This window comes from Shewanella sp. DNRA4 (assembly GCF_012843185.1).
GTDB lineage: Bacteria > Pseudomonadota > Gammaproteobacteria > Enterobacterales > Shewanellaceae > Shewanella > Shewanella xiamenensis.
On record NZ_JABAIP010000006.1, the window covers coordinates 80,863 to 94,374 of the forward strand.

The window sequence follows — 13,512 nt, forward strand, 5'->3', positions numbered from 1 at the left end:
CTTAGAAAGACTGTAAACTTCTTTATCAGAAGCCCCATCCTAAGTAATAAAATATGTTTTATCTATTAGATGTTGAGAATTATGCAGAATAGATCTAATTTGAACATCATATAGTGAGTAACCAACAAATATTATTGCTGAACTACAATCAAGATCGTGTAAAAATGTTCTTCGCCAATCAGAGTTTATAAAGTAATCAGGGGACAAATATGATGAATCAGTAAGCCTTATCTTAGATTGCAAGTCAGATTCATTGCATTTATCTATATAACCATTCAGATGAACACAAATATCTTGATTAACATACTGACTAGGCCGATCATCTAAGCAAACCGCAAGTCGGTCATGCCCAACCTCTCTACTCGCCAGCTCAAAAGCATTATCATAATTTGTTGTATAAATTCTTCTATAGTTAAAATTTGCTACTATTTTATGTGCGTCACTAACTTTTTTGATTACAAAACTTTCTCTCAAAGTATTTATTATTTCTCTCGTTAACCCTCGCGAGAGACAAAGATCCGAAGTGTAGTAAAGATCATCACGTTCGTCAGTTATACCCGCAATATCAGCTAGCATTTGCGAAAGACCAGATGCCATTGGTGGCTCTTTGTCTGAAATATTAATAGTGCTCTTTGAAAATCCAGCACCAGTGAACAATACCGAATTTCCTGTACAAATTCGTTTGATGAGGATATCAATTTCGGCTTTAGACATTTCATCTAAATTAGTTTCACTTGTGCTACTCATCATCAATTTCCTCTAAGTTAGTCCTTTACTTTTAGAGGATTACATTAATCTTAAGTTGTTTCAACAGAAACAGATAGTTTAACGAGACACCCATAGTTAAATTTTAGAAAGGTGGAGTGTTGGTACTCTTTGTAAATACTAACGAACAACGCAAAAGCTTCAGAAGTTCACCTTCCCCTGCGAAGTTGCTGAAGGGCGTTGAAGAAAATCGCGTGAGCGAGGCATGGATGCCTCGCTAGCTTTCGGGGTACAGGATGTACCATCGGAAGCGTTAGTGATTTTCGAATAAGCACGAAGCCACTAACCAATGCATGTAACTTCGCTAGGGGCGTCTTGGAGCATCCAAGGAGGATAGGACGAGCAGTCCTCCTTGGTCGGGTGTGGGGTGAAGCCCCACGACTTTGATTTTATTAAAGAACACTAAAAGAGTTTGAACTGCAATCCTCGAACAAGCAGAAGATGGCGCCCCCATCCCTGAGTTATGCCGTGAGCATGGCATAACTCAGCAAGCTTTAATTTTACAAATGGCGAACCAAATTCGGCATCAGGGATAACTGCTTAAAAATCCAATCGCGCAAACCTAAGCCGATTAACTCCAAGTTTACTGGCAAAGCCTTAAAACTTCGCACTTATCACAACACCGTTGAAATTAAGGCAATCTTTGATTCTTTGCTGCTGAACCGCGCTAAGCGTGTCGATATCATGGAAGGCAAACTCTGAGTGCTCATGGCTTAAGCGAATCAGCGCATCGGCAGATGCAAACTCACAACGAAAAATAAAGGCTTGGGATTGATAGGCGCTGTGATAATAAACGCCGCTAAGATAGTGAATGTTCACCTCTAATCCCAACTCCTCTTGGCATTCGCGCAGCAAGGCCTCGTGAATGGTCTCTCCAAGCTCTAAGGCGCCGCCGGGTAAACCCCAAGCAAAATTGCCATAGTTCGCTTTGAGCAGCAGCACTTGCCCTAATTCATTGGTGATAACTGCATGACTACTGAGCCGAAACCTATCTTCAAATGCCATCTACCCATCCTACGTTGGCGCGATTACCAGCTCGCTATTTGCTATTAAAAGTATTGCAGCTGGCAGGTTTGCCGGAGGCAAAGCCGATATTAAACCATTTCACTCTGTCCGTAGAGCTTCCATGGGTAAAGGCTTCGGGTTGCACGGCGCGACCCGCCATTTTTTGCAGGCGATCATCACCCACAGCACTGGCGGCGGCAATGCCTTCTTCTACATCGCCAGGCTCAAGCAAATTGAGCTGTCTATCGACATAATGCCCCCACACGCCAGCGTAACAGTCGGCTTGCAATTCGAGGGCGACACTCAGTTGATTGGCCTGCGCCTTGCCAGCGGCTTGCTGCGCCTGACGCACTTTAGTGCTGGTGCCGAGTAGGTTCTGTACATGGTGGCCCACCTCGTGGGCAATCACATAGGCAAAGGCGAAATCACCGGGCGCTCCGAGTTTTTTCAACTCCTCGAGAAAACTCAAGTCGATATAGACTTTGCTGTCAGCGGGGCAATAGAAAGGCCCAGATTGCGCCTGCCCCATACCGCATCCGGTTGAGGTCATATTGCGATAAAGCACTAGCTTAGGTTCGATATATCGCCCTTGTAGCAATTGATTCCAAACGGTTTCAGTCGTGCCGAGGATCGCCGCCACAAACTGGGCATTTTCATCTTGAGCCGCGGTATTACTGGCCGATTGTGACTGACTAAACCCCGCTTGATTACTCGGTTCGAGGGATAATCCGCCGGTAAAATATTGAAACGTAAAATATAACCCGCCCAGCAGTAATACCACTCGGCCGATTTTAGTTTGCAGCAGAAAAGGCAATAACCTAAGCAGGAGCGCGCTGGGCACACCCGCCGACGCCATCTGTTGGTCCCGCCTATCTTCGATATTGGAGCTGCGATCACTGTCACGCCAACGCATTGGATTTCCTCGGCTATGGGTATGCAATAGACATTTCAGTTTAGCTGTTATTTGGGATCATTCTGCTCAGTAGGAGCCGCTTTTAACGAGCGCAAAAACAAGCCAAGCCCACCAAAGGCTAACACTAAAATCACGATCAAATCGAAGGCCGACATGGCTTTAAAGTGAAACTGAATCGAGCTGATCACGCCTACAATTAAGGCGACTAAGGAGCCTAAGGTAAGCAGCCAACCGAGCTTAGTCTTGGCATCAAAAAACACCATCACTATCCCGAGGATAAACGGCAGCATCACCATACCTGTGGTGATCGATAATCCCTGTCCAAAGGCATTCATGCGGTAGAGGCCGTAACCTAGCCCAAAACTGGAACTTACCTGTATCGCATTGAATAACAGATAGAATCCTGCACACATCATGGCAAGTCCAATAAAAAACTGGCCAATACCGCCCTGTGTTCCTCCCGCTCCCTTCATACCAATCCTTGCTATTGACGTTGTTGAATCGCCCGATCTACAGCTTGTTTAAGCTGTTGTTCCTCTTCAGCCTTTTTGGCCTTTTCATGGGCAGTTAACTGCTTATCCGCCTCATCCACGCAGCGCTGTTTATCTAGCATGGGTTCATAGGGGTCGACATCCGTCCGAGCGGAACAGGCTAGCTCAGCACAGCCAGAGGTCAATAATAATGTGGACAAGACTAACATAATCAATGGGGTTTTCATCTTCGGCTCCCAACAAATGCTACAAAATAACTACACTTAGCCAAACTAACATTGCCAAGCTTTACTTGAGCTGTATCGATTATGTGCTCAACGATATTGACACAGATCCACGAAAGGCAAACACTGAGTGATGTTTTTTTATCCACCCATGACCAACTCCCCCTTGATTCACCTTGGGGTGTTAATTAAGACAAGGACTGCGCTTGAATACTCTACTCTTAGGTAAAGGTGAGCAACAGGTTCACTTAAATCTTAAATATGCCAACCGCCACGGACTGATCGCTGGCGCTACAGGTACAGGCAAAACCGTTTCGCTGATGACGCTAGCCGAAGGCTTTTCCCGCCAAGGTGTACCCGTCTTTCTTACTGATATCAAAGGCGATATTTCAGGACTCGGTGTAGCGGGCACTCCAAACGATAAGCTATTGAAGCGGGCGGCAGAAATCGGGATAGTAGATTATCAAACCGAGGCAAACCCCGTCGTTTGCTGGGATTTGGCAGGAGAGCAAGGTCATCCATTACGCACAACCGTGAGTGAAATGGGGCCGACCTTACTCGGGCGCATTCTCGAGCTCAATGACACCCAAAGCAGTATTTTAGACATAGTGTTTCAACTGGCTGACGACCAAGGTTTATTGTTACTCGACCTTGACGATCTGCGCGCGATGCTGAACTTAGTGGCCGATGGGCGTAAAGACATCTCCGCCAAATATGGGTTAATCAGCGCCCAATCCCTCGCAGCGATTCAACGCTCGGTACTAGGGCTAGAGCGCGATGGCGGCAAAGACTTTTTTGGCGAACCCGCGTTACAGCTTGAAGATTTAATGCGCACTAATTTACAAGGGCGCGGCATTATCAATCTGTTAGCCGCTAATAAGTTAATCCTGACCCCTAACCTCTATTCCAGCTTCTTACTCTGGCTGCTATCTGAACTCTTTGAAAACCTACCCGAAGTCGGCGATCTCGATAAGCCAAAATTAGTCTTCTTTATTGATGAAGCACATTTATTATTTGAGGGCTGCCCTGCAAGTTTGCTTAAACGCATAGAGCAAATTATGCGGCTTATCCGCTCCAAGGGCGTCGGGGTGTATTTCTGCTCGCAATTCCCCGACGACATTCCCAATGAAATTCTCGGTCAACTCGGCAATCGCATTCAGCATGCCCTCAGGGCGTATACCCCAAGGGATCAAAAAGCCGTTAAAACCGCAGCCGAAACCTTTGTATCGAATCCTAAATTGGTGGTCAGCGAGGTAATTTCACAACTCGCCGTGGGCGAAGCCTTAGTGTCAACCCTTGCCGAGAAAGGTGTGCCGACTATGGTTGAGCGCACCTTAATAGCACCACCACGCTGCCGGATGGGGCCAGCCACGACCGAGGAGTTAACCGCTATCCGTCATCAGAGTCCGATTGGTGGTAAATACGATACTTTAGTCAATCGCGAATCCGCCTATGAGCGACTGAATCAACGTCATACCGAACAAACGAATGGCAGCGGTACTGCGCAAACAACCAGTACGTCAACGACCAAAGCAGCTGAGCAAGGCTGGTTTAGCGAGCTTATCTTTGGTAATAAACGCCGCCAAGGATTAGCCGAAACCTTGTCGAAACAAGCAGCGAGAACCGTTGGTAATCAACTCGGAAAACAAATTTTACGCGGATTACTCGGCGGTATACTCGGAAAATCGACGCGCAGGTAAGGTAATGAAATGTGTAAATACCGTGTTCTGAACCGCATATTTTATATACAGATTAGCACTAGCATTAGCGTGAATTATTCTAAGCAGCGAGTGGATCTTCCTTAGGATTTCGGTGATAAGATTATTTTGCGAGTGCAGCTCAGAGAGGCAAACAAATTCAAATAAATTACCAATCGTTTTAAATAGTTGTGATTTAAAAATGGTGTAATTCGAGTTTAAACGTTTCGCTTTAATCAGGACATCATGGAACGGGTTTTATGCAAATGGCTTACATGATTAGCCTGATGAACAACCACTGAAAGTACATGGAGTTAACTATGAGTAAAGAGCAAAAAAATCGCAAAGAGGCCAAGAAAAAGCCGTTAATGTCGATCAAGGAAAAACGCGCTGCAAAGCACGCCAAAAACGCGACTAAAGGCCTCCTCGATAACGTTAAGTAATATTGTGACACCTTAGGGTGCGCTTCCAATATCTTGATTAAGGGTTAACTACGGTTAGCCCTTTTTATTAGCCCGTTTTTTATTCTCACCCACTTAACGATAATTTATTCCGCAAACACAAAAAATCTAACATAATGATTTTTTTAATATTAATAAGCTAGAACGCCTTTATTTAGGACCTTACCTAGACTAAAGCAATATCTACAATGCTTGAGCATTTTGCTATGGTTTTCTTCACCCAAATCCACACATTCTGAACGCAACACACTTACCGATATATTCCTAGATGCAGATGTAATCTACGCATTATCGACTCATGGTTACACTGATTAACTCGGCACATTAGCCGTAAAAAATCACCATCTAGCTTGTATCGAAAGGCGTGTTAAAGCTTGTATTTTGAACAGTTTTGGGTATATAAGGTCTGATACTAAAATAAATAATCAATGATATCTATTGTTCTTACCCTATATAACACAATAAAAAATAAGGATATTTAAGCATGAAAATCAACAAACGTTTTATCGCCGTGGGCGCCGCTTTAACCCTCTCACTCAGTGCAGCCACGATGGCGGCCGCACCAGCCTTTATCAATATTCTGACCGGTGGTACCAGTGGTGTGTATTACCCGATTGGTGTGGCACTGTCGCAACTTTATGGTACAGGTATTGAAGGCGCGAAGACCTCAGTACAAGCCACAAAAGCCTCGGTTGAAAACCTCAACTTGCTGCAAGCCGGTCGTGGTGAGCTGGCCTTAGCCTTAGGTGATTCAGTGGCTGCGGCCTATCAGGGCGATGCCGATGCAGGCTTTAAAAAACCGTTAGATAAAGTGCGTGTACTCGCAGCCGCTTATCCTAACTATATTCAAATAGTGGCGAGTAAAGAATCTGGCATTAAAACCTTAGCTGATTTAAAAGGTAAACGTATTTCTGTCGGTGCACCTAAGTCGGGTACTGAACTCAATGCTCGCGCCATCTTCAAAGCGGCTGGCTTAAGCTATGAGGATATGGGCAAGGTTGAGTTTTTACCTTACGCCGAATCCGTTGAGCTGATTAAAAACCGTCAGTTAGATGCAACCTTACAGTCCTCGGGCTTAGGGATGGCGGCGATCCGTGATTTAGCTGCGACGATGCCAATCAACTTTGTTGAAGTCCCCGAAGATGTGATCCTCAAAATTAATAATCCTGCCTATCAGCATGGAGTCATCCCCGCATCGACCTACGAAGGTCAAACTGCTGATGTCTCAACGGTTGCGATTCAAAACCTATTTGTCACTCAAGCGGGAGTGTCGGACGATTTAGCCTATCAGATGACCAAACTGATGTTTGAACATTTAGATCGTCTCGGTAATGCGCACTCAGCGGCAAAAGCGATTCAATTAGACAAAGCGACCAAAAATCTGCCAGCGCCGCTGCACCCAGGTGCGGAGCGTTATTTCAAAGAAGTTGGCGCACTCTAAGGGTGTAACCTCAATCTGAGCGACCCTTTTCCAACTAAGCACTTGGGTGATTCCCCAAGTGCTGCGTCGCCCTCTGTTGTCTAATGCTGTGAGGCATAAATATGAGCGATTCCGAACAAGGCCTAGGTGCAAGCACCAGTGACTGGCCCAAAGCGCTGTTTTATACGGCACTTATTTTCTCTATTTTTCAAATCATTACCGCCGCATTTCACCCCGTATCGACTCAAGTGCTGCGGGCAACCCACGTTGGTTTTTTACTTTTAGTGGTTTTTTTAAGTTATCCCGCCGTGGGCAAAGCTCGACCTTGGCAACCCTTAGCTTGGTTGCTTGGCCTTGCGGGCATGGCAACGGCCGCCTATCAATGGATTTTTGAGGCCGATCTGATCCAACGTTCGGGTGAATTAACCGATGCCGATATGGTGATTGGCGTGGTGTTGATTGTCTTAGTGTTTGAGGCCGCGCGACGAGTGATGGGTTGGGCATTACCGATCATTTGCTGTATTTTCTTAGCCTATGGCTTATTCGGCCAATACCTCCCCGGCGACTTAATGCACCGCGGCTATGGCGTTGACCAAATTATCAACCAGTTATCCTTTGGCACCGAGGGGCTTTATGGCACTCCAACTTATGTGTCGGCCACTTATATCTTCCTGTTTATTTTGTTTGGTGCCTTTTTAGAACAAGCAGGCATGATCCGTTTGTTTACCGATTTTGCGATGGGCTTATTCGGCCATAAACTGGGTGGCCCGGCCAAAGTTGCCGTGGTTTCCTCGGCGATGATGGGGACAATCACAGGCTCGGGCGTCGCCAACGTGGTGACCACTGGACAATTTACCATTCCTCTGATGAAACGCTTTGGTTACCGCCCCGCCTTTGCCGGTGGTGTTGAAGCCACCTCCAGTATGGGTAGCCAAATCATGCCGCCGATTATGGGCGCAGTGGCCTTTATCATGGCCGAAACAATTAACGTGCCGTTTATTGAAATCGCCAAAGCCGCCTTGCTGCCAGCGTTACTGTATTTTTGCTCCGTTTTTTGGATGGTGCATTTAGAAGCTAAACGCGCCAATCTTTGTGGCTTGCCCAAAGATCAGTGTCCCGATCCTTGGGCGGCGGTTAAAGCGCGTTGGTATCTTCTTATTCCGTTGTTTATTTTGGTTTATTTACTGTTTTCCGGCAGAACACCGCTGTTCTCGGGCATGGTCGGTTTAGCGCTGACCTCGATAGTGATCTTAGGCTCAGCCATTGTGCTGCGCCTGCCTTCTAATGCCCTGCGTTTTGCCTTTTGGATTGCCCTTGGCGTGCTGTGCGCGGGCTTCTTCCAGATGGGGATTGGCGTAGTATTTGGAGTCATTGCCATACTCGTGGCCATCTGTTGGTTTATCAAGGGCGGTAAAGATACTCTGACCATTTGCTTACATGCATTGGTCGAAGGTGCGCGCCATGCCGTACCAGTTGGGATTGCGTGCGCCTTAGTGGGAGTGATCATCGGTATTGTCTCGCTCACGGGAATAGCCTCCACTTTTGCCAGCTATATTCTCGCTGTAGGGCAGGATAACCTGTTCTTATCCTTAGTATTAACTATGCTCACTTGTCTGGTATTAGGCATGGGAATACCCACCATCCCTAACTACATTATTACCAGCTCAATTGCCGCACCGGCGTTACTGGATTTAGGCGTGCCGCTGATCGTCTCCCATATGTTTGTGTTTTATTTTGGGATTATGGCTGACTTAACGCCACCCGTTGCCTTAGCCTGTTTTGCGGCCGCGCCGATTGCAAAGGAGTCGGGGCTGAAAATCAGTCTGTGGGCGATTCGTATTGCTATCGCGGGCTTTGTGATCCCCTTTATGGCGGTTTATGACCCCGCACTAATGCTGCAAAGCGATAGCTGGTTAGCCACTATTTATGTGCTGATCAAAGTCACTGTCGCGATTGGGATTTGGGGAGTGGTCTTTACCGGCTACCTGCTGCAAAAACTCTATTGGTGGGAACGGGTTATCGGCTTCCTCGCGGGAGCCAGTTTGATCCTTGCCACCCCGCTCAGTGATGAAATTGGCTTTGGACTGGCGCTACTGTTTATCGTGCAGCACAGCCTCAGAGCCCGCAAACTGAAACGTCTTGCCGAGCAGGGGTAATGTTTTGGAATTTTATGCGAAGGTAAGGCAATAACATGCTAGGTCTATGTTTAGGCCTAGCTGGCACACTGTGGGCACAAGTGCCCACAGAGCAGTTCACCCTCGCGTGGAACCACAGCATCGAAAAAATCCGCTGGGAAGAAGATTATCTGCTCACACCGCAAGGCTTAGTGTTAGTTGAAGCCAGAGTGAAAGGCACAGGTGCGGGTATGGAAATCCCTGATGATGCGGTGTTTAACAATGGAAGTTGGCATTATCAGCCCAAGCTGCCCGTGCTGCCCAAATTACGCTTAGGTCGCACCCCCGAAGCGGGAGATTTTGAGCTGTGTTTCGCCAACGCCACTGGTAAAGTGCAATGCCAAGCCATGAGTCATTGGCTTGGCCCTCCAAATAAGCAAGATGCCGCTGTTGAGGTATGGAGTTGTGAGCAGTGAAATATCACTTTATAGAGGCGCGCAAGCAAAGCGCGATGCTGCCCATTAGCGCTCAATAATGCTCTTAACGAGAGAAGCTGTAGCCGTTTTTCCCTTGATGTTTAATGCGATACATGGCGGCGTCTGCACGCTCGCAACTTTCAGCAAAACTATCACCATCACTAAAAATATCAATGCCGATGCTCAGTCCAATCGCCACTTCATGACCTTCAAGTAAAAAAACCTGTCGATAAACATCAAGCAAGGATTGTGCAAGCATGCTTAATGATTCAATTTCGGTGGATGGCAGTATGATCACAAACTCATCACCACCTAACCGTGCGATCTTCGCTTGCTCCCCCGAATGAGCGACCAAAGAATCTGCAACGTGCACTAATAAATTGTCGCCAAATTTATGGCCGTAACGGTCATTTAAGGCTTTAAAACCATCAAGATCGATAAAAAATAACGCACCACTCATGCCGGGCTGCAAGCACTCATCGAAGGCCTTGGCTATAGCTTGGCGATTCATCAGGTTGGTAAGTGGGTCGCTATGGGCGAGTAGCGCTAAATCGAGTTCATAACGCTTTTCTTGGGTGATATCGATATGGCTGCCCATCATCCGCAGCGGTGTACCATCAGGTAAACGTTCTACAATGCGGCCCCGATCCGACACCCAAGTAACGCTGCCATCTTTATGCAGCATTCGGTGCACGGCCTGGTAATAATCGGCCTTGCCATTCACATGATCTTCAAAGGCTTGAATTACCCAGTCTTTATCTTCTGGGTGTAATTTGCTTTTCCAGATATCAACATGGGCTGCTAACTCATCGGGGCTAAAACCGAGCATTTCGCCCCAGCGCATATTGAAAATGGTTAAATTCCCACTTGGAATATGCTGTTCCCATAAGCACAAACCATTGCCATCAAGGGCGGCGAATAGTTTCTCTTCGGCACGACGATTCAACGCCGTTAATTGAGCGTTTTCACGTTTAAGCTGTGCAATTTCGGCCTGAAGTTGCTTAATCTGTTCTGCTGCCGTATCCGATGCCACAGAAAAATCTCTTTCCTTAACGTGGGGAAACCTCGTCCAGTGTAAAACAAACAATGCCGAAGTGACATAGTGAGGAGGGCGAGAAAACCCTAGATCATACTCGCCCTATCGAGCTTACACAGACTCTTACTATCTTGTCATACTTAGTCGCGAGTCAGCACTTCAAGCAATTCGATTTCAAAAGTGAGATCAGAATTGGGTTTGATATGAGCCCCGATTTGGCGCTCGCCGTAGGCTAAATGAGCTGGCACCAATAACTTGCGTTTGCCGCCCACTTTCATCCCCATAATCCCTTGGTCCCAACCTTTAATCACTCGGCCAGTCCCAATCACACATTGAAATGCCTGACCACGGTCGTAGGAGGAATCGAACTGCGTACCATCTTGCAAAAAACCGCGGTATTGGGTAGTGATCAACGCGCCTTTTACGGCCTCTTTTCCATCACCGACAACCAGATCGATTATTTCTAATTCAGTCATTTAATTAATCTCTTACTCTTCACTCAACACAGTGATTTCTCAAAGTGTCTATTCTAACATCGGCACTCCTACTTGTCGGCGTGCCGTGGGGATTTTGTGGCTTATACCAATCTTGCTTGATCCTATCCTCCTTTAAATTCCACTTATTCAACCCCATATCTAGATCATCCCCGAGCTTAGGAGCCAGATTATGATTATTGCTTGCCCCCACTGTGACACCTTAAACCGCGTGCCCCAAGAGCGGTTAACTGAGCAGCCGACCTGCGGCAAATGCAAACAGAATCTGTTTGCGGCGACTCCGATTGAACTCACCAGTGCCAATTTTATCAATCATGCCCATAAATCAGAGTTGCCCTTAGTTGTTGATTTTTGGGCCAGCTGGTGCGGTCCCTGTAAGAGTTTTGCGCCTATATTTTCTGAGGCCGCAAAAGTATGGGAGCCAAGATTCCGCTTCGGTAAAATCAATACTGAAGAACAACAAGCCCTTGCGGCTCAATTTAATATACGCTCCATTCCTACCTTAATGATTTTCAAGCAGGGACAACTCCTCGCGCAGCAAGCTGGTGCCTTACCTAAGCCAGCGTTCGATCAATGGCTAAAACGTTATCGTTAATGTGTGCTTCGCCCATAAAAATACCCAGCTGAGCTGGGTATTTTTATTTGGATGAATCAGAGGCGATTACACTTCCCAGAAGGTGTGAGCAATAATGCCCAGCACTATCATGCTGAGGAAGTTAACTATCATGCCCACTCGCACCATTTCCGACTGCTTGATATGGCCAGAGCCGTAAACAATAGCGTTAGGCGGCGTCGCCACTGGCAACATAAAGGCGCAGGATGCGGCAATACCAATTAGCACGGATAGCATGACGGGAGATACCCCCAATGCTTCGGCAATCGCCGCAAATACAGGCACTAACAGCGCCGCACTCGCGGTATTACTGGCAAATTCGGTTAGCATTACCACAAAGGCGATCACCGCAAACACAAACAGCGACATGTGGGTGCTGCCAAAAATATCCGTCATCCAGTGCGCGAGGAACACGCTGGTACCGGTAGTTTTGAGCACGGCACTCAAGGTCAAACCGCCACCGAATAAAATCAACACGCCCCAGTCAGTGGTCGATTCAATCTTCTTCCAACCAACTAAACCGAGCCCCGCCAGTAATACCACAGCACCGAGTGCAACGACGGTATCAAACTGAGTTATTCCGCCAAGTGCTTTTGCCAACGGCACACTGAAAATCCAGCAACATACGGTCGCAAGGAAAATAACCAGCGTCAGTTTTCCTTGGAACGTGAGCTTTTGATCTTCAAGTGCAAGCTCGCATTTAGCCGACAAGTCTGGCTTAAAGTACCAATAGAGCGCAATGAGCATCATAGGGAGCATTAAGATCACGGTTGGAATGCCAAATTTTAGCCAATCGCTAAAACTTAACCCCACCTGCGCTGCGGCAATCGCGTTGGGCGGACTGCCGACTAAAGTACCAATACCGCCGATATTAGCGGAATAGGCAATCCCCAATAATAGGAACACATAGGTACTGTGATAGGTTTTACGATCTAATTGCTGCAAAATTCCCAGTGCCAGAGGCAGCATCATTGCCGTGGTTGCGGTATTACTGATCCACATCGACAGCAGCGCAGTTACCCCAAACAACATTAAGCAGGCAATACTCAGCTTGCCTTTAGAGGCCAGCAGCAATTTTTGCGCGATTAAGGTATCAATCTTTTGATTGTGCAATGCAGCAGCAAGCACAAAACCACCGAAAAACAGATAGATAATTGGATTGGCAAAGTTACTCATGGCCTCTTTGGTTTCAAATACCCCAAAGAATACCGCCAAAATAGGCACTAAAATCGCAGTAATACTGATATGAATCGCTTCGGTTAACCACAGAATGGCCGCAAAGACTAAAATCGCAAGCCCCGTATTCACTCCCTGCTCAAAGGGTAATCCGTAATACAGTGCAAATAGCAGCACAATATCCGCCATTAAGACCAGCATATTTTTCTTTTCAAGCCCAGTATTGGCGGGCGAATGATTAGGGGAAACCGACGTTGATTGCGTTAAGGACATGGTGACTACTACCTTCATACCATTATTTTTTCTAGCAAATTTAGGGCATAGGTCACACTAGTAAAAGCAGTTTATTTTGTACTTTAGCTACATAGCAACAACAAAATGCTAAGACTTAAAACGCAAAAAAACCATTTTCGCGATAAAAACCACCTATTTTTGATCTTAAGTGATGAACAAAACTTTCAAACGGATAAAAATACTGCAAAAGCTTGATAAAGCTGTAACTAAATAAATATTTAAAACTGTGACAAAGATCAAATCACGGCGTAATTCAAAGTGATAAAAGCCTTAATTTAATATTAATTTTTAACAATATAAAATGCTAATTAATTGCATAACATCCAGATAATC

14 protein-coding genes and 1 pseudogene are annotated in these 13,512 nt (G+C 46.3%); 7 read left to right on the forward strand and 8 right to left on the reverse strand.

Going from position 1 to position 13,512, the window contains the following annotated elements; translation table 11 throughout:
- Window positions 1–39 precede the first annotated feature (39 nt).
- Window positions 40–750 carry an SIR2 family protein gene (locus HG547_RS08080; RefSeq protein WP_169547557.1) on the reverse strand — a complete coding sequence of 237 codons (711 nt, stop codon included), beginning with the start codon at window positions 748–750 and terminating at the stop codon, window positions 40–42.
- Between the two features lie 437 nt (window positions 751–1,187).
- On the opposite strand from HG547_RS08080, the pseudogene HG547_RS08085 reads away from it, so the two are divergent.
- A pseudogene (locus HG547_RS08085) lies at window positions 1,188–1,290 on the forward strand (transposase); the annotation flags it as partial.
- A 72-nt stretch (window positions 1,291–1,362) separates the two neighbouring features.
- On the opposite strand, the gene HG547_RS08090 reads toward HG547_RS08085, so the two are convergent.
- From HG547_RS08090 to HG547_RS08105, 4 genes are read right to left on the reverse strand one after another with little or no spacing between them, the layout of a single operon-like run.
- Complete coding sequence (locus HG547_RS08090; protein ID WP_169547558.1) at window positions 1,363–1,770, reverse strand: NUDIX domain-containing protein; 408 nt, start codon at window positions 1,768–1,770, stop codon at window positions 1,363–1,365.
- A 34-nt stretch (window positions 1,771–1,804) separates the two neighbouring features.
- Complete coding sequence (locus tag HG547_RS08095) at window positions 1,805–2,683, reverse strand: neutral zinc metallopeptidase (RefSeq protein WP_169547559.1); 879 nt, start codon at window positions 2,681–2,683, stop codon at window positions 1,805–1,807.
- A gap of 47 nt (window positions 2,684–2,730) precedes the next feature.
- On the reverse strand, window positions 2,731–3,156 hold the full coding sequence (locus HG547_RS08100) for a hypothetical protein (RefSeq protein WP_144345881.1): 426 nt from the start codon (window positions 3,154–3,156) through the stop codon (window positions 2,731–2,733).
- An 11-nt stretch (window positions 3,157–3,167) separates the two neighbouring features.
- Window positions 3,168–3,401 (reverse strand): hypothetical protein, encoded by a 234-nt coding sequence (locus tag HG547_RS08105; protein WP_037413552.1) that lies wholly within the window; start codon window positions 3,399–3,401, stop codon window positions 3,168–3,170.
- A gap of 203 nt (window positions 3,402–3,604) precedes the next feature.
- Between HG547_RS08105 and HG547_RS08110 the strand changes: the two genes are divergently transcribed.
- The 5 genes from HG547_RS08110 to HG547_RS08125 all read left to right on the forward strand — a co-directional run bounded on the left by HG547_RS08110 (window position 3,605) and on the right by HG547_RS08125 (window position 9,566).
- Entirely contained in the window at window positions 3,605–5,098 is a 1,494-nt protein-coding gene (locus tag HG547_RS08110) for a helicase HerA-like domain-containing protein (protein ID WP_169547560.1), read from the forward strand.
- A 317-nt stretch (window positions 5,099–5,415) separates the two neighbouring features.
- Complete coding sequence (locus tag HG547_RS20920) at window positions 5,416–5,538, forward strand: hypothetical protein (RefSeq protein ID WP_037413559.1); 123 nt, start codon at window positions 5,416–5,418, stop codon at window positions 5,536–5,538.
- A 502-nt stretch (window positions 5,539–6,040) separates the two neighbouring features.
- Complete coding sequence (locus tag HG547_RS08115) at window positions 6,041–6,997, forward strand: TAXI family TRAP transporter solute-binding subunit (RefSeq protein ID WP_037413561.1); 957 nt, start codon at window positions 6,041–6,043, stop codon at window positions 6,995–6,997.
- Between the two features lie 101 nt (window positions 6,998–7,098).
- Complete coding sequence (locus HG547_RS08120) at window positions 7,099–9,132, forward strand: TRAP transporter permease (protein WP_088586209.1); 2,034 nt, start codon at window positions 7,099–7,101, stop codon at window positions 9,130–9,132.
- A gap of 35 nt (window positions 9,133–9,167) precedes the next feature.
- Entirely contained in the window at window positions 9,168–9,566 is a 399-nt protein-coding gene (locus tag HG547_RS08125; protein WP_169547561.1) for a DUF1850 domain-containing protein, read from the forward strand.
- A gap of 64 nt (window positions 9,567–9,630) precedes the next feature.
- Here HG547_RS08125 and HG547_RS08130 read toward each other — a convergent pair whose 3' ends face one another.
- Window positions 9,631–10,599: a sensor domain-containing diguanylate cyclase gene (locus HG547_RS08130; protein WP_037427374.1), complete on the reverse strand. Its 969-nt coding sequence runs from the start codon at window positions 10,597–10,599 to the stop codon at window positions 9,631–9,633.
- A 143-nt stretch (window positions 10,600–10,742) separates the two neighbouring features.
- Window positions 10,743–11,078, reverse strand: coding sequence for an FKBP-type peptidyl-prolyl cis-trans isomerase (locus HG547_RS08135; RefSeq protein WP_169547562.1), 336 nt, complete (start codon window positions 11,076–11,078; stop codon window positions 10,743–10,745).
- Window positions 11,079–11,268: 190 nt separating this feature from the next.
- Between HG547_RS08135 and trxC the strand changes: the two genes are divergently transcribed.
- Window positions 11,269–11,691, forward strand: coding sequence for a thioredoxin TrxC (gene trxC / locus HG547_RS08140; protein ID WP_169547563.1), 423 nt, complete (start codon window positions 11,269–11,271; stop codon window positions 11,689–11,691).
- 66 nt (window positions 11,692–11,757) lie between these two features.
- Here the strand turns inward: trxC and HG547_RS08145 are convergent, their stop codons facing one another.
- Window positions 11,758–13,158 (reverse strand): DASS family sodium-coupled anion symporter, encoded by a 1,401-nt coding sequence (locus tag HG547_RS08145; RefSeq protein WP_169547564.1) that lies wholly within the window; start codon window positions 13,156–13,158, stop codon window positions 11,758–11,760.
- Window positions 13,159–13,512: the final 354 nt, after the last annotated feature.

Coding starts and splice junctions, on each gene's coding strand:
- HG547_RS08080 (WP_169547557.1), bottom strand. CDS start 750: ATGATGAGTAGCACAAGTGAAACTAATTTAGATGAAATGTCTAAAGCC.
- HG547_RS08090 (WP_169547558.1), bottom strand. CDS start 1,770: ATGGCATTTGAAGATAGGTTTCGGCTCAGTAGTCATGCAGTTATCACC.
- HG547_RS08095 (WP_169547559.1), bottom strand. CDS start 2,683: ATGCGTTGGCGTGACAGTGATCGCAGCTCCAATATCGAAGATAGGCGG.
- HG547_RS08100 (WP_144345881.1), bottom strand. CDS start 3,156: ATGAAGGGAGCGGGAGGAACACAGGGCGGTATTGGCCAGTTTTTTATT.
- HG547_RS08105 (WP_037413552.1), bottom strand. CDS start 3,401: ATGAAAACCCCATTGATTATGTTAGTCTTGTCCACATTATTATTGACC.
- HG547_RS20920 (WP_037413559.1), top strand. CDS start 5,416: ATGAGTAAAGAGCAAAAAAATCGCAAAGAGGCCAAGAAAAAGCCGTTA.
- HG547_RS08115 (WP_037413561.1), top strand. CDS start 6,041: ATGAAAATCAACAAACGTTTTATCGCCGTGGGCGCCGCTTTAACCCTC.
- HG547_RS08120 (WP_088586209.1), top strand. CDS start 7,099: ATGAGCGATTCCGAACAAGGCCTAGGTGCAAGCACCAGTGACTGGCCC.
- HG547_RS08125 (WP_169547561.1), top strand. CDS start 9,168: ATGCTAGGTCTATGTTTAGGCCTAGCTGGCACACTGTGGGCACAAGTG.
- HG547_RS08135 (WP_169547562.1), bottom strand. CDS start 11,078: ATGACTGAATTAGAAATAATCGATCTGGTTGTCGGTGATGGAAAAGAG.
- trxC (WP_169547563.1), top strand. CDS start 11,269: ATGATTATTGCTTGCCCCCACTGTGACACCTTAAACCGCGTGCCCCAA.
- HG547_RS08145 (WP_169547564.1), bottom strand. CDS start 13,158: ATGTCCTTAACGCAATCAACGTCGGTTTCCCCTAATCATTCGCCCGCC.